General features: G+C 75.5%; 10 protein-coding genes and 1 pseudogene. 3 read left to right on the top strand and 8 right to left on the bottom strand.

The annotated features are described in order from the left end of the window. Positions 1-183 precede the first annotated feature (183 nt). Positions 184-870, top strand: coding sequence for a hypothetical protein (locus ACFV1L_RS35620; RefSeq protein ID WP_380374279.1), 687 nt, complete (start codon positions 184-186; stop codon positions 868-870). Between the two features lie 19 nt (positions 871-889). On the opposite strand, the gene ACFV1L_RS35625 is transcribed toward ACFV1L_RS35620, so the two are convergent. The 3 genes from ACFV1L_RS35625 to ACFV1L_RS35635 form a co-directional block, all read right to left on the bottom strand. After that, positions 890-1,342: a hypothetical protein gene (locus tag ACFV1L_RS35625; protein ID WP_380374282.1), complete on the bottom strand. Its 453-nt coding sequence runs from the start codon at positions 1,340-1,342 to the stop codon at positions 890-892. 16 nt (positions 1,343-1,358) lie between these two features. Next, positions 1,359-2,243: a DUF2785 domain-containing protein gene (locus ACFV1L_RS35630; protein WP_380374284.1), complete on the bottom strand. Its 885-nt coding sequence runs from the start codon at positions 2,241-2,243 to the stop codon at positions 1,359-1,361. 436 nt (positions 2,244-2,679) lie between these two features. After that, a complete protein-coding gene (locus ACFV1L_RS35635; RefSeq protein ID WP_380374286.1) occupies positions 2,680-3,594 on the bottom strand; it encodes a LysR family transcriptional regulator in 915 nt (304 codons plus the stop codon). Positions 3,595-3,820: 226 nt separating this feature from the next. Between ACFV1L_RS35635 and ACFV1L_RS35640 the strand changes: the two genes are divergently transcribed. After that, positions 3,821-5,215 carry an MFS transporter gene (locus ACFV1L_RS35640; RefSeq protein ID WP_380374288.1) on the top strand — a complete coding sequence of 465 codons (1,395 nt, stop codon included), beginning with the start codon at positions 3,821-3,823 and terminating at the stop codon, positions 5,213-5,215. 415 nt (positions 5,216-5,630) lie between these two features. Here the strand turns inward: ACFV1L_RS35640 and ACFV1L_RS35645 are convergent, their stop codons facing one another. Continuing rightward, the gene (locus tag ACFV1L_RS35645; RefSeq protein ID WP_380374290.1) at positions 5,631-6,920 is read right to left on the bottom strand and encodes a hypothetical protein; all 1,290 of its coding nucleotides are present in this window, start codon (positions 6,918-6,920) and stop codon (positions 5,631-5,633) included. 524 nt (positions 6,921-7,444) lie between these two features. Here ACFV1L_RS35645 and ACFV1L_RS35650 point away from each other — a divergent pair. Beyond that, the gene (locus ACFV1L_RS35650; protein ID WP_380374293.1) at positions 7,445-10,315 is read left to right on the top strand and encodes an ATP-binding protein; all 2,871 of its coding nucleotides are present in this window, start codon (positions 7,445-7,447) and stop codon (positions 10,313-10,315) included. Between the two features lie 155 nt (positions 10,316-10,470). Here ACFV1L_RS35650 and ACFV1L_RS35655 read toward each other — a convergent pair whose 3' ends face one another. From ACFV1L_RS35655 to ACFV1L_RS35670, 4 genes and pseudogenes are all read right to left on the bottom strand, one after another. Further along, positions 10,471-12,930, bottom strand: coding sequence for an RICIN domain-containing protein (locus ACFV1L_RS35655; RefSeq protein ID WP_380374296.1), 2,460 nt, complete (start codon positions 12,928-12,930; stop codon positions 10,471-10,473). Positions 12,931-12,984: 54 nt separating this feature from the next. After that, a complete protein-coding gene (locus ACFV1L_RS35660) occupies positions 12,985-14,007 on the bottom strand; it encodes an ABC transporter permease (RefSeq protein WP_380374298.1) in 1,023 nt (340 codons plus the stop codon). Next, the gene (locus tag ACFV1L_RS35665) at positions 14,004-15,578 is read right to left on the bottom strand and encodes a sugar ABC transporter ATP-binding protein (protein WP_380374301.1); all 1,575 of its coding nucleotides are present in this window, start codon (positions 15,576-15,578) and stop codon (positions 14,004-14,006) included. The genes ACFV1L_RS35660 and ACFV1L_RS35665 overlap by 4 nt, the downstream gene beginning before the upstream one ends. A 99-nt stretch (positions 15,579-15,677) precedes the next feature. Next, positions 15,678-15,964, bottom strand: a pseudogene (locus tag ACFV1L_RS35670) (sugar ABC transporter substrate-binding protein); the annotation flags it as partial.

Genomic DNA, 15,964 nt, shown 5'->3' on the forward strand with positions numbered 1-15,964 from the left:
CAGGAACCGCGAGAGCACGGCCCACTCGGCGTCCGACAGTTCATGACGACGTATCACGCCGCCATGATCTCACCGCTTGATCATCTTTGAAGACGGACCCTAGGGCACGGCCCGGCACTGGACGGCCTGCTCACGGTCGGAATCGGCTACTCGATCTACCCGATCAGCCCGACCGACGGGCAGGTGCCGAGAACGGCCGACCGGTACCTGCTGGAGGAGCCCTCCACCGTCGCCGTCGCGGTCGGCGACGACGGCAGCGTGCACCGGCTGCGAACCAACGGCAGCATCGCCTCGGTCCCGCCGCCCAGCGACCCGCCCACCGCGCTCAAGGCCCTGGTCCGGCTGCGCGAGTCGCTGGAGCACGGGGCCACCGCCATGGGCTCCTCGGGCCGGCCCCGCCCGGTGATGGTGCTGGGCGACGAGGCCGGGTACGTGCACGCGATCCCCGCGATCGACACCGGCGAACCCCGGCGCGCGGACGTCCCGTTCCACCGGGGGCCGGTGACGGCCGTGGACGTCACGGGCTACGAGAACGAACACCTCATCATGTCCGGCGGCGCCGACGGCACCGTCTGGACCTGGATGCCCGACCGCTACCCCCTCAAGGAGCCGGTCCTCGCCCGCGACAGCCCCGTCACCGCCGTCGCCGTCGCCACCACCCCCCACGGCCTGATGCACGCCGCCGCCTGGGAGGACGGCCCGGTCCGCGTCATCGTCATCGCCACCGAACCGGTCACCTACGACCTGCACTTCGGCGCCCCCGTCGTCGGCCTGGCCATCACCGACACCGGCCGCCTCTGCGTCGCCACCCGCACCGGCGTCCTCGGCATCGACCTCACCCCGGCCCCGGCCGGCACGGGAACGGTGTGACCTCAGCCGTCGTCGCCCGTCAGGGCCGCCCGTACGCCGTCTCGGCCAGCGTGGCGACCGTCAGCGGGAACTCGTGCGCCGGCACGGCGGGCGATGCGGGGAAGCCGGCCTTCAACGCTCCGGCGGGCCAGAACGCCACCCGGCAGGCCGAGCAGAACCGGGCGTGCTCCCACACCTGCATCCGCCGGGTCCAGATGACGTTGTGGAAGGACACCAACTCGGCGTTGGCGGCGGGAAGCGGGGCCCGGCCGCGGGCCAGATAGTAGAGGACCAGCAGGAGTCCGAGGCCGGGCACCGGCAGCCCGGCCAGGATGGTCCCCACGCTCAGCCCGGCGGCGTCGGCGACGAGGACCGCCACCAGGACGGCCGCCACGTAGCCGCCGACGATCAACGCGAAGGCCCGCGCGGCGGGGTTCCAGCGGGGCTCGGAAGTGGCGACCCGGGGCACCGGCGGCGCGGGCGGCGGGGCCACCTCCAGCGCAGGCGGGTCACCCTCGTACGCCCGGCGCGCCCTGAGGGTGCTGCCTGACTCCCCACACTGCGGACACTCTTCGGACACGACAGTTCGTTCCTCTCTGATGGTCCACCCCCTGTCGGGCGCGCCCGAGTTCCGGGTGCCCGCCGCCGACGACGCCGCCGGCACCGCCGAACGGGAGGAGCCGACGCGGAAAGCGACCCCGGCACGGCAGAGCGGCTCTGCGGCCCGCGCCGGCCAGGACGTCCCCCCTCGCCGGGCCTCCGCACACGGCGCAGCGGACTTTAGCCGACCGCTCCGACAGCGGTGGGAATTTTCCGCCGATTCGAGCCCGCAGGAGGCCGGGAGGTCCCGGTCCGGGTGCGGTCCGACCGGGCGGGGCGTCAGCCCGTGGACGGTGCCGCCGTCGCCAGCACCTCGGCGGGCACCTGGGCCGGGCTCCCCGGTGGCGAACACCGCGGCCACCGCGTCGAGCCGGCCGACCGTCTGGTGCTCCGTCAGCTCCGGCCCGGGCCAGGGGCAGGGCGGGCGCGTGGCCGAGGCGGTCGTCCCCCGGGGCGTCGAAGACGTGACCGGTCGGGGCGAGCAGCCGGGCCGCGCCGAGCGACGTCAGCGGCTCGGGGGCGACCTCCGGGTGCGGCCCGAACGGGGCGAGCAGGTCTGCTCCGTGCGCGGCGGCGTGCAGTCGGCCCGGCTCGGTGTGGTGGCCGCGCAGGTCGGCCTCGGCCGGGTGCCGGTGGGCGAATGCGGCCGGCCGCCCGGGCCGCTGGTGGCCGGTGCGCACGACGGCGGCCAGTACCAGCGGGGCGAACGTCCGGGCCCGGACCTCGGCGTCCTCGAAGCGGGCCGCCGTCGCGTCGCCGAGCGCGAGCCGGCGCTCCTCCGACAGCCCGGGCATCCAGCCGGCCAGCCGGGGGAACGGGCCCGTCGTGCTCCGCCGGGGCCGGGCGAGCGCAACGCCGCGCTGACGGCGGACAGTTCGGCGTCGGTGGGGTCACAGCCGGGGAGGGTGCTGCAGTCGATCACGATCGGTCGCCTTCTGCGCACGGCCGGCGGGTGGGACATGGCGGGACGGCCACGCGGGCAGGGGATTGGTGTGCTTCACGGGCAGGGCACCCGTCACCGTCGCGAAGTGCCACCCGCCCACGTGCGCCACGAACTCGCCGCCCCGAACAGCCCGGTGGCGAAGCCGCTGGTCCGCGGGCGGACGCCGGACCTACTCGCCGCCACCGCGCCGACGGTGTTCCCGAACGCCACCGGGTGCGCCCGGTCGCGCGGGCGGCGGGGCGGGCCCGGGCGGTGGCTGGGGTCGGTCCGGGCCGGGGGGGTGGGTGCTACGGGGCGGTCGGTGCCGTCGGACGGGCGAACGCGGTGCGCGCCGTGGTGAGGAACGCGGTGACGGCGGGCCGGAGTTCGGCGTTGCGAAGCCAGGTCATGGTGACGGTGGTGCGGGCGCGGTCGCCGAGCACCGGGACGGCGGCGAGTTCGCCGCGGGAGGCCGCGTCGGCCACCGCGAGTTCGGGCAGCAGGGCGCAGCCCAGTCCGGCGGCGGCGCACTGGCGGAGGGCGGCGATGCCCGCCAGTTCGGTGTCGATCACGGGGGCGTCCGGGCCGAGGCTGTCGATCAGGCCGTCCAGCATCTCGCGGAAGCCGCAGCCGGGCGGGGTGGCCAGGAACGGTTCGCCGCGCAGCTCGGGGCCGCCCAGCTGCGGGTACCCGGCGAGGCGGTGGCCGTTCGGGGCGACCACCATCAGCCGCTCGGCGGCCAGTGTCTCGCTGACGGTCCGTTCGTCCCGGGGCGGCCGGCCGAAGGTGAGCACCACGTCCGCCTCGCCGCGCCGCACCCAGTCGTACAGTTCGCCGCGGTTTCCCTGACGGGCCGTCACCCGGATCCGGGGGTACGCGCGGCGCAGCGGCGCGAGGACGGCCGGCAGGCGGTGGGCGCACAGCGTCTCCAGGCCGCCGACCACCAGCCGTCCGCCGGGAAGGCCGTCCTCCTCCTCGACGGCCGTCCGGGCCTCCTGGGCGAGCAGCAGCATCCGGCCGGCGTACTCGACCAGGCGTTCGCCGGCCGGGGTGAGGGCGAGCCGCCGGCGGCCGCGGTCGAACAGCTTGGCGCCGAGCTCCGCCTCCAGTGCCTGGACCTGCTCGGTGACGCTGGACTGCGCGTAGTTCAACTCCGCCGCCGCGCGGGTGAAGTTGAGCGTCCGGGCGACGGTGTGGAAGGTCCGGAGGTGGCGCAGTTCCACGGTGTCCGCTCCTCGTCAGGTCTCGGCCGGCGGCCGCCTCGGCAGCACCGGCGGCATCGGTTTCGGCGATGGGCGCCATCGGAACCGCCCGCTTCCTCAACTGCCCGGGCGCGGCAAGAATTTCAGTGATCGCCCGCCGCTCACGAACCGGCCCGGCGGATCACGGCGGCGCCGCTCTCCGGCGCGCCCTTCGCCTCCACTCCTTTCGCACCCTCGGGGGACAACTGTGCCCGGTCGACCGACCGACGCCCGACGCGGGAACGGGCTGCTGCTGCTCGGACTCTCGCTCGGCTACTTCATGGTGATGCTGGACACCACGGTGGTGACCGTGGCGCTGCCCGCGATCGGCGCGGACCTGACCGGTTCGCTCGGCGGCCTGCAGTGGATCTCGAACGCCTACACCCTCGCGTTCGCCGCGCTGCTGCTCACCGCCGGCGCCCTGGCGGACCGGTGGGGCGGGCGGCGGGTGTTCCTGGCCGGGCTGTGGCTGTTCGGGGCCTGCTCCGGCGTCAGCGCGCCGGCCGGCTCGGTGGGCGTGCTGATCGCGCTGCGGGCGCTGCTCGGCGTGGCGGGCGCGCTGCTGCTGCCGGCCTCGCTGGCGGTGATCGCCCACGCCTGGACCGACCCGGCCGCCCGGGCCCGCGCGATGGGCGTGTGGGCGGCGATCAGCGGCAGCGCGCTGGCGGCCGGGCCGCTGGTCGGCGGCGCGCTGACCGACCGGTTCGGCTGGCGCGCGATCTTCCTGGTGAACGTGCCGGTGGCGCTGCTCGCCGTCGTTCTGACGGCACGTCACGCGCCCGCCGACCGGCCCTCGCCGGCCAGGGGGGTGGACCTGCCCGGCCAGGTCTGCGCGGTGCTCGCGCTGACCGGGCTGACCGGCGCGCTGATCGAGGGCGGGCCGGCCGGCTGGGCGTCGCCGCCGGTGCTCGGCGGGTTCGCGGTGTCCGCGCTCGCGGGCGGCCTGTTCGTCCTGGTGGAGCGCCGCCGGGAGGCCGCGCGCCGCGCCCCCATGCTGCCCCTGGGGCTGCTGCGCGACCGGACGCTCGCCACCGGGCTGCTCGCCGGGCTGCTGGTGAACTTCGGCCTGTCGGGGGTGCTGTTCGTGCTCTCGCTGTTCTTCCAGCGGGCGCACGGCCTGAGCGCGTTCGGCGCAGGCGCCGCATTCCTGCCGCTGATGCTGCCGACCGCCGTCAACCCGGTGTTCACCGGACGCCTGGTGGGCCGGATCGGGGCCCGCCGCCCGGCCGTCGCCGGGTTCCTGCTGATGGGCGCCGGGGCACTGGTGGCCGCCGCGGCGACCGCCGGCTCCGCGGCCGCGCGGCTCGCGATGGCGGCCGGGCTGCTGACGCTGGGATTCGGGGTCTCCTTCGCGATCCCGTCGCTGATGACGGCCGTGGTCGGCGCGGTCGCCAAGGAGCAGTCCGGGATCGCGTCGGGTGCGCTGAACTCCGCACGGCAGACCGGCGCGGTGCTCGGCGTGGCCGTCCTGGGGGTGCTCGCCGACCAGGCCGGGGACGGCTCCGGCACCCGGCTGGCGCTGCTGGTCGCCGGTCTCGCCCTGCTCGCGGGGGCCGCCGCGGTCGCCGCCTTCCTGGGCCGGCCGGCCCGGCACGAGGCCTGACCGGGCCGCCCCGGGCCGTCCCGGCGTGAGTCGCCGCCGGCCGCGCAGGCCTGCTGGACACTGCCGGCCCGCGCTGCTGCGCGACGGAAGTCGACTCCTGCCCGGGCCGGCCGGCGCCGTACGAACCCCGGACTCCGGCTGCTGCGCGCGAAACGTGAGCGCCTCGCGGGCGGGGCCAGGAGCGTCGAGTGCCGCTGAAGCGTCGTCCGGCACCGAGCGGCCCGCCCGGGCGCCCGTTGCGCCACCGCCGGCCGCCGGTCCTGTCCTCGCGGTGGGACGCGCGCCGGTGGGACGCGCGCCGACGGGGCCCCGGTGCGGCCGTGACGGTCGCCCGGGCGTCGCCCCGGCCGAGGGACGGCGGTGCCGGGCCGACGCGGTGATGGAGCGCGCGAGGTTCACGGCGGCAGCGCGGATCTCAGCCGATCGCCTCGGCGGCCAGCGCGAGGACGGCCCGGTCGAAGCAGGGTTCGCCGGGCAGCGCGGCCACCTCGGTGTCGCAGAACACGACCGGGACGCCGCGTCGTTCTGCCTCTTCGGCGACCACGTCGACGGCGGCGGCCTTGAGCTCGGCCAGGTACAACTCGGCGTCCATGCCTGCGAGTTCGGCTCGGAGGCGGTTCCGGTCGGCGAGGGCGTTCGTGGCGTGGACGACCCGCGCGCCGTACCGCGTCCGCAGATGGTCGACCATGCCGGGCAGGACGTGCGGTGCGGCGGTGGTGAAGAACGCGACGCGGTGCCCCGACACGTCCGCGACCGGGCGTGGGCGCAGCGCGACGGCGATCAGCGGCACGTCCCGGACCCGTCGGACGGCCGCGCGCACGGCGCGGACGTCGAGCTGCGGATCGGCGAGGGTGAGCACCGCCAGGTCGGAGACCAGGAGCCGGTAGGCGCCCAGGTGGCCGAACACCCGCTCGGGGTCCTGGCCGCCGCCGATGACGAGGATCCGCCGACGGGCTTCCACCGGCGGCAGGACGGTTCCGCTGCCCTCGAACAGGACGAGATCGGGTGCGAGCGCCGCCGCCCGCTCGGCCGCCGCGGCGACGTTCGAGGCGAAGGGAGCGGACGCGAAGCCGCCCCCGCAGCGCCGGGCGCCCACGGTCGCGACGCCGGTGAACACCGCGTCCTCGATGTAGTCGGAGGCGGCGTGCTGCCCGGATCGCGAGAGCTCCAACAGCTCGCCGAGGCCCGGCGGGTCGGTCACCACCTCCGGTTCGGCCGGTCCGCCGCGGCCCATCGCGACGACCACGACCTTCCACCGCTCGGACAGCAACCGCGCGGCGTGACCGCTGACGGCGGTCTTCCCGATCCGCTTGCCGGTACCCGCGACGCTGAGGGACGGCAGGGCGAACGGGAGCAGCCGCGGCGGCTCGAAGCAGAAGTCCGCTCCCGCGTACGGAACCCCGCAGGCCATCGCCTGCGCCGCGAACGCCATCCGCTCCGGGCCGCCGACCACCGGTTCGTCCGACAGGTCGAGGACGAAGTCGGCCGCGCAGGCGGACAGGGCGTCGGCGAGGCTTCCGGTCAGCAGCGGCGCTCCGAAGTCCGGGGCCTCCCGCAGCTTCTCCGTCCCGCCGACGAGCAGGGCGCCCACCACCCGGCAGGGCAGGGCGCGCAGCGTCTCCCGCACCACCTCCGGATAGTGCTCCCCGTCGACGACGGCGAGGACCCGCGCACCCACCAGCGGTGACGGCAGTCTGTCGATCATGCGCTCTCCCGGTCTGCTGCTGTTCCCGTGCGGAGGCGGTGTCCGGCCGACCGCCGGACCGCCGTACTCGAAGCCGCCGCCGACCGGGACGGTCGCTGCGCGCAGCCGGCGGGGGACCGGGCCCGGTCCACGTGAAGGGCCTCCTCCTCCGGTGACGCCGCCCTGTCTATCGATCGGTCGGCGCTCCCGGGACGGTGGCGGGCGGTTTTCGACACGAATGGTGGACGCGGCCGGCCCCGGGCGCGGGAGTACCGGCGTCCGGCGCGGCCCCGGCCCGGCGGAGCCCGCCTTCGGCCGCGCCGCCGGCGGCGTCCGGCGCTGTCGCCGGCCGGACCCCGCTCCGGAGTCGGACTGCCGGGTGCGGGCCCGCCCGGCTTCACACCGCGTCACCATGTCCCGCCCGTGCCGGCCGCAGGTCCTTCACCGCTCTGCCGTTTGCGGAACGCCCGGGCCTGCACGGGAATCGGGGGACTTTGCCGGTGCTCGGATCCGGGCTCTAGGGTGACGCCGGACGGTGATACACGATGGGCGACCTCGACGGCGGGGTGGCGGGCCGGGGCGGACGGTTCCGCTTCGTGGGACGGCGACGCGAGCTCGGGGAGTTGATGGCCGCGCTGCGCCGGCCGCCCGCGGTCGTGCTGATCGAGGGCGAGGCGGGGATCGGCAAGTCCCGCCTGGTCCGGGAGGCGTGCGCCGCGCTGCGGGCGGACGGGCGGCGGGTCCTGAACGGCAGCTGCCATCCGCTGCGCGAGCCGTTCCCGTACGGTCCCGTGGTGGACGCCCTCGGCGGGGCCGACCCGGCGGGCGTCGTCTTCCCGCCCAGCGCCGGCGCGCTGGCGCCGCTGCTGCCCGACCTGGCCGACCTGCTGCCGAGCGCGCCCGCCGGGCCGGCCGACGCTGCCGGGCAGCGCTTCCGACTGCGCCGCGCCGTACGCTCGTTCCTCACCGCGCTCGGGCCGACCACGCTGGTCGTCGAGGACCTGCACTGGGCGGACGACGGCACCCGCGAACTGCTCCTGCTGCTCGCCCGCGACCTGCCGCCGCAGCTCGGCCTGGTCCTGACCTACCGGGCCGAGGACCTGCCTCCCGGAACCTCCGTGCTCGGCGCCGCCTACCGCCAGCCGCCCGGCACCGGCGGCTCGGTGATCCGGCTCGGTCCGCTCCGGGAGCCGGACGTCCGGGAGTTGGCCGCCGCCGCGCTCGGCCCGCAGGCCACCGCCGCGCTCGGCACCGTGCTGTACCGGCGCAGCGAGGGACTGCCGCTGGCCGTCGAGGAGGACCTGATCACCCTCGCCGGGCACGCCGGCACCCACGGCCGTGCCGGGGCCGTGCAGCGCCTGCAGGACGCCGACGTCGCGCACGGACTGCAGGCCGCGGTCACCGAGCGGCTCGACAGACTGTCCCCCGGCGCCGTGGCGGTCGCCGAGGCGGCGGCCGTCCTCGCGGCGCCGGCGCCGGAGGACGTGCTGGTCGGCCTCACCGGGCTGGGCCCGGAGGAAGGCGCCGAAGCGGTCACCGAGCTGCTCCGGGCGTCGCTGCTGCACGAGGTGGACCGGGGCGAGTACGCGTTCCGGCACGTGCTGGCCCAGCAGGTCGTCCACCGGCACATCCCGGCCCCGGCCCGGGTCCGGCTGCACCGCCGCGCCCTGGAGGTGCTCCGGGGACGCACTCCCGCGCCGCTGGTGCAGATCGCCCACCACACGTTCGAGGCCGGCGACCGGACGGGGTGGCTCCTCCGGGCGCAGGAGGCCGCGGACGAGGCGATCGCCGTCGACGACTGCGGCACGGCCGCCACGTTGCTGCGCCGCATGCTCGACCGGCCCGAGCTGGTGGCGGAGGGCCGCTCCCGGGCGGCCCTGGCGCTGGCCGGGATCGCCGCGTGCAGCGTGGACTTCCCCACGGACGCCCGGCTGCTGCGCCGACTGGTCGACGACCCCCGGCTGCCCGAAGGAGTGCGCGGCGAGATCCGGCTCGGCCTCGGTCTCGGCATGCTGAACGAGACCGCCGACCCCGCCGGGTTCGACGAGGTGGAGCGGGCCACCGCCGAGCTGGCGGCCGGCCGCCCCGGGCTCGCCGTCCGGGCGATGGTTGCGCTGGCACTCAGGGACGGCAACGGCCCGGCCTACGCCCGCGGCTGGCTGGAACGGGCCGAGGAGGCCGTCCGGGCGAACGGGACCGAGGCCATGAAGGCCGCTGTCCAGGGCACCCGGATCACCCTGCTGGCCTGTCGGGCGGACCCCTCGGTGTGGGAGTCCGTCGATCGGCTGCCGCGCGGAACGGGCGACCGGGAGGTGCTGCGTCAGACGGCGCGCACCCTGCAGAACGTCGGCGACACCTCCGCCTACCTGGGCCACGACCGGCGAGCCGCCGCGCTGACGGCCGAGGCCGGGCAGGTGGCCGCGCGGGTCCCCAGCCCGATCACGGGGTTCCTGTCACGCGGTTCGCTGGTGCGGCTGGACGTCTTCGCCGGGCGGTGGGAGGGGTTGGCGGAGCGCCTGGACGCACTCGTCGAGGAGTACCCCACGGCCCTGGCCGTGCACGCCGAGCGGGCCCTGCTGACCGGCGCCCTCGCGGCGGCCCGCGGGCAGTACGCCACGGCGCTCGAACTGCTCGGCGAGGCCGCCCGGGTCGGCGCCGACCTGCAGCTGGTGGGTCAGGAGCTGCGGGCCGCCGCCGGGCTGGCCGCCGTCCACCTGGCGAGGGGCGACGCCCTGCGGGCCCGGACGGCCGCCTGGCGGGCCGTCACCACCGTCCGGCGGGCCGAGGCATGGCCGCGGGCGGCCGGACTGCTGTCGGCCGCGGTCGAGGCGGCGCTGGCCGCCGGCGACCGCGCGGACGCCGAGCGGCTGGCCGCCGAGGCCGGGCGCGGGCTGGAGGGGTGCGACGCCCCGGCGGCGGCGGCCGACCTCCAGGTCGTGCACGGCCTGCTGCGCCGGGACGCGGAACCGGAAGCCGCCGCACGGCGCTTCGCCGGGGCGGCGGACCGGTGGCGGGAGATCGGGCGGCCGTACGAGCGGGCCCGCGCGCTGGAGCGGCAGGGCGGCGCGCTGCTGCCGGCAGACCCGGGCGCGGCGGCGGCGCCGATCACCGAGGCGCTCGACCTCTTCACGGACCTGGGGGCCGTCGGCGACGCCGCGCGCTGCGGGCAGGTCCTGCGCGATCTCGGTGTCGTGCGCCGGGGGCCGGGTCGGCGCGGGTACGGGGGCAGTCTCTCGCCGCGCGAGCACGAGGTCGCCGCGCTGCTCGCCGCCGGCGCCACCAATCAGCGGATCGCGGAGGCCCTGTTCCTGTCACCGCGCACGGTGGAGAACCACGTGGCCAAGGTGCTGCGCAAGCTCGGCACCGGGCGCCGCCAGGTCGCGGAGGCGTATCCGGGGCGCCCGGGCCCCGGCTGAGCCCGCGCCGGCACGGGGAAGCCGCCGCCCGGGGGTGCGGGCGGCGGCGTGCGCTGCGGCCGGGGGCGACGCGCCCAGGCAGCGGTGACCCGGCGCCGGGCGGCCCCCTCCGGCCGTCCGGCGCCGGGATGCGGTGACGGTCCGTCAGTCTCCGCTCAGGCGCTGGTCCACTGCTGGTTGAGCTTGTCGCTGCCGCCGCAGGTCCACTGGACGACCAGTGCGCCGGCGGTCCGTGAGTTGCCGGTGACGTCCAGGCACTTCCCGCTGTTCACGGACACCAGCTGGTGCGCACTGCTGCCGGCGACCGCCACCGTCCGCCACTGCTGGTTGGACTTGTCGCTGCCGCAGGTCCACTGGACGACCTGCGCGCCGTCGGCGGTGGAAGCCCCGGTGACGTCCAGGCACTTGCCGCTGTTCACGGACACCACCTGGTAGGTGTCGACGGCGACCGGGACGAGCTGCCACTGCTGGTTGGGCCTACCCCCGCAGGTCCACTGGACGACCTGGGCACCGTCGGCGGTGGAGGCCCCGGTGACGTCCAGGCACATGGCGCTGTTGGCGTTGACGAGCCCGGTGGTGGCCGGGCCGGCCAGCGGGGTGACGGCGAGGTTGGCGAAGTCGGCGTGCTGGAATCCGTCGACGCCCAGGGCGAGCTGCCCGGTGAGGTGGCTGTAGTCGGTGACCGAGGCGACCTGGACGCCGTCGACGGACGCGGTGATCGACGGCCCCTGCATCGCCAGCGACAGGTGGTGCCAGGTCCCCGGGCCGCTGCCCGGGTAGCTGCCGGTGGCGAGGGTGGTGTCGGAGCCGGCGGTGTTCTCGGTGAACAGCGTCCAGCCGCCGGTGGTGCCGATCTTCAGGTGGTAGGCGGAGTGGTCGTGGTCGATGTGCTCGAGCCTGCCGAGCAGTTCCGCGGACCCGTCCTGCTCCACCTGCACGTCCACGTCGGCCCGGTAGCTGGTCCAGTTCGGATCGCCGACCAGGGTCAGCGGGGTGTACCCCATGTCGGAGTGCCACGGGATGGGCGCGGTGGTGAGCACCTGGCGCGCGCAGGCGGCGGCGCCGGTGCCGGCCGGGCACGGGGCGGTCTCGAACGCGCCCGCCCAGTCGTGGAAGTACGGGACGGCGGCGCCGGGCCGGGCGGTGCTGAGATCGGCGGCGTACGGCAGCGGGAAGGCGGTACGGGCGGGCGGCACGGCGGTGCCCTTGCCCTGCCCGGTGGTGGTGGTCAGCGTGTAGAGGTAGCCGGGCTGCGCGGTGAAGGAGTACGCGCCGCCCTTCGGGGTGATGTCCTGGGTGTGCTGGAACCACTGGCCCGGGTCGGTGGAGGCCATGTTCGTCGCCCACACGTGGACGGTCCCGCCCGACAGGCCGCCGGTCGCCTTCACGTTGACGGTGGTCGCGGCCGACGCGTCGGTGGTCTCGACGACGGTGCTGTAGTCCTTTCCGGACTTGAGCGTCACGTAACTGCCGCTGTGCGGATCGCCGTTGGTGCCGGTGCCGGGCAGGTAGCCGCTCGCGCCGTCGAGGTACTGCCAGCCCGGCCGGGCGAACTGCGTGGTGTGGGCCATCGCCCAGATGTCCCGGCCCACCGCGTAGGCGCCCGACCACGGCTGGTCCGCGGTCATCAGGCCCGCGCCGTAGTACGGCAGGTGGGCGGGCCAGGAGCTGACCAGCGCCCACTTGATGTCGGCGGTGACGCGCGCGTCGATGTACTCGCGGTTCAGGTTGCGGGCCAGCGCGGGCGGGTCGGCGCCGTAGCTGTCGTTGTCGTCCTCGGACTGCCAGATCGGCTTGTTCAGACCGAGGGCGGTGCTGTTGCCCGGGCAGCCGGTGTACACCGGGGTGGAGTGCCAGCAGACGCCGTGCGCGCCGACCACCGCGACGGCCCGGTTGAAGGCCTGGTCGGCGGCCAGGTCGGTGGCGACCGTCCAGTTCGGGTCGTCGGTGTCGGCGGCCACCAGCTTGGTGCCGGTGTGGCCGCTGCCGTCGAGGGCGGAGCGCAGGCTGACGAACCAGGCCTTGTCGTACCCGATCTCGTTCCAGCCGCCGAGGTAGCCGACGGACAGGCCGTGGCTGTCGGCGCAGCCGAGCCACTTGGTCAGGTAGTCGATGTTGTCCTGGGACCACATGCCGCCGTCGAACCAGCCGGGGCCGGCCCATTCGAGTCCGTAGAACGTGATGGCGGGGTTCCGCTGCCTGGCCTGCGCCATCAGCCACCACTCGTACCCGCGGTTGCAGTCGAGGTCGGTGCGGCTGCGCATGTGGCTGGGCTCGGGGCCGTCGCTGGAGTTGGCGTCGGCGCCGATCTCGACCTTGAGCAGCTGCAGGTTGGCGCCGTACCCGGGCTTGAACAGGTAGTCCAGGATCTCGGAGCGCTGCGGCTCCGGATAGTCGACCAGCAGGCGGGAGGTGGCGCCGCCGCCGCTGATCGCGCCCATGCCGTCGAAGGTCCGTCCGGCGGTGGTCCCGTCGATCGTCACCGTCCGGGTCGCGGTCGTGGTCGCGGCTGCGGCCGGTGCGGCTGTCGACGGCAGGACCGCGCTCGCGAGGGCGAGCCCGAGTGCCGCTGCGCCGGTGGCCGCGCGGCGCAGCGGCGCGGGAAGGCGTCTCATGGGGGGTGCTCCCTGTCTGTCGGGGGGTGGGGAGGGGAAGCGGGGCGGGACCGGTCAGGCGGGCAGGCCGACGGCGCGTTCGCCGGTGCGGCGCTGCTGGATGACGACGGCGGCGACCAGCAGGGTGCCCTGGGCGACGTTCTGCCAGAAGGAGTTGATGCCCTGGACGGTGAGGCCGTTCTGGAGCGCGCCGAGCAGGGCGACGGCGAGCAGGGTGCCGCCGACGGTGCCCTTGCCGCCCTTGAGGGCGCAGCCGCCGAGGGCGGCCGCGGTGATGGACTGGAGTTCCAGGCCCTCGCTGCCGGAGACCGGCTGGCCGCTGCCGGTCCGCGCGGTGAGCAGCACGCCCGCGAGGGCGGCGACCGCGCCGCTCAGCGCGTACGCGGCGATCAGGTACTTGTTGAGGTTGATGCCGGCCAGCCGGGCGGCGGTGGGGTTGCCGCCGATCGCGTAGATGTTCCGCCCGATGTCGGTGTAGGTGAGCAGCACGTGCACCGCGGCGGCGACCAGGATCAGGATCCAGACCATGGTCGGAAGTCCGGCGATCTTCCCGCGGCTGAGGAAGACGAACACGGCGTCGTTGAGCACGTAGCCCTGGGCCCGGCCGTCGGAGACGAGCTGGGCCGCGCCCTTGTAGGCGGCGAGGCCGGCCAGGGTGGCGATGGTCGGGTTGACCCGGCCGTGGACGATCACCGTTCCGTTGAGCAGGCCGACAGCTGCTCCGAGGGCGAGCGCGGCGCCGATCCCGGCGGTCGCGCCGGAGCCGGTGGCGGTGAACACCATCGCGGAGACCACGGAGGCGAGGCCGGCCTGCGAGCCGACCGAGATGTCCAGGCCGCCGCAGATGATGACGACGGTCTGCACGACGGCCAGCAGGCCGGCGATGGTGGCCGCCTCGGCGATCACCTGGACGTTGTCCCAGCCGAGGAAGTTGGGGTTGAGCGAGCCGAACAGGGCGATCACGGCGGCGAGCGCGCCGATCAGGCTGAGGTTCTGCCCGCCGACTGCGCCGAGCAGCGCACGCGCGCCGCCGGTGCGCTGCCGGGGGGCGGTGGTGGGGGCGGTGCTGGTGGTCATGCGGTCGCTCCGGTACTGGCGGGGTCGTCGGTTCGGTCGTCGGTGGACAGGTCCTCGGCCATGGCGAGGGCGAGGATCGCCTCCTCGGAGGCTTCGTCGCGGCTCAGTTCGCCGGTCACCCGGCCGTTCTGCATGACGACGACGCGGTCGGCGAGGCCGAGGACCTCGGGGAGCTCGGAGGAGATGACCAGCACCGCGACTCCGTCGCGGGCGAGGTCGGCGATGATCCGGTAGATCTCGGCCTTGGCGCCGATGTCGACGCCGCGGGTCGGCTCGTCCAGGATCAGCAGGTCGGGTCGGCGGGCCAGCCAGCGGGCAAGGACCACCTTCTGCTGGTTGCCGCCGGACAGGGTGCGGACCTCGGCCTCGATCGAGGGGGCGCGGACCCGCAGCCGGTCGGCGTAGAGCTGGGCGAGCTCCCGCTCCTCACGGGTCTTGACGAACCGTCGGCGGCGCAGCCGTTCGAGACTCACCAGCGAGGTGTTGTCGCGGATCGTGCGGTGCAGGAACAGCGCCTGGGCCTTGCGTTCCTCGGGGGCCAGGCCGATGCCCGCCCGGATCGCGGCCCGCGGGCCGGCCGGGCGCAGCGTACGGCCGGAGAGGCTGACGGTGCCGGAGCGGACCGGCAGGTCGCCGGCCAGGGCGAGGGCGAGTTCGGAACGCCCGGCGCCGATCAGGCCGGCCAGCGCGACGACCTCGCCGGCGTGCACGGTGAGGGACACGTCCTGGACGTCGTCGGTGCTCAGGCGGTCGACGTCGAGCACCACCCGGTCGGTGGCGACGTTCTGCCGGACGAACAGCGCCGACAGGTCGCGCCCGACCATGAGCCGGACCAGGGCGCCCTCGTCGGTGTCGGCGGCCTCGACCACGCCCGCGAGCGCGCCGTCGCGCAGGACGGCGATCCGGTCGGCGAGTTGGAAGATCTCCTTCATCCGGTGCGAGACGTAGATCACCGCGATGCCGTCCGAGCGCAGTCGCCGGATGAGGGCGAAGAGCGCCTCCACCTCGTGCTCGGACAGCGAGGAGGTGGGTTCGTCGAAGGCGATCAGGCGCGGCGGGGTGTCTCCGGTGAGCGCGCGCATGATCTCCACCAACTGGCGTTGCGCGGGCGTGAGTTCCGAGCCGATCAGGTCGGGGTCGAGGACCTTGGCGAAGCCCAGCCGGTCCAGGTCGGCGGTGATCCGGCGGCGCAGTTCGGCGCGGTCGAGGCGGCGGCCGGCCCGTCGTGGCAGCGCGCCGGCGTAGACGTTCTCGGCGACCGGGACGTGCGGGATGATCTCGGGTTCCTGCGGGATGATCCGGATCCCGGCCCGGCGGGCGTCGGTCGGCGAGTTCAGGTCGAGCGGCCGGCCGTCGAGCAGCACCCGGCCTTCGCTCGGCCGGTGGTCGCCGGTCAGGATGCGCAGCAACGTGGACTTGCCTGCGCCGTTCTCGCCCATCAGGGCGGTGACCCGGCCGGGTGGGAAGTCCAGGTCGATGCCGTGCAGCGCCCGGACGGTGCCGAAGCGCTTGCCGATGTTCTCGGCGGTCAGGCCGGACGGTCCGGCGGGGGAGCGACTGGATGTGGTCATCGTTGGCCTCAACTGGCTTTTCGGTGCTGGCAGTTCGATGTGCGGCGGGGCCGGTGCGGCGGCCCGGACGGGACGCCGCCGCCCCGGCCGGGCCGGACGTCAGCCGCAGCTGACGCCGGCGGCCTGCCAGTCGGAGGCGTCGACCATCCTGGTCGGGGCGAACGCCTCGGCGGGCATCTCCTTGCCGTTCTTGAGCCGGTCGTACATGGTCTGGACGGCGAGCGCGCCGACGTCCTTGCCGTTGATGAAGAGGGCGGCCTTCATGCCGGAGGGCTTGCCGGACTGCCAGTTCTTGCAGGCGAGGTAGGCGCCGAGGCCGACGCCGTCGATGTCGTCGGGGCCGACGCCGGCGTTCTGCAGGGCGGTGACGGCGCCCTGGACGTTCT

The sequence above is a fragment of the Kitasatospora sp. NPDC059646 genome, assembly GCF_042734615.1.
GTDB lineage: Bacteria > Actinomycetota > Actinomycetes > Streptomycetales > Streptomycetaceae > Kitasatospora.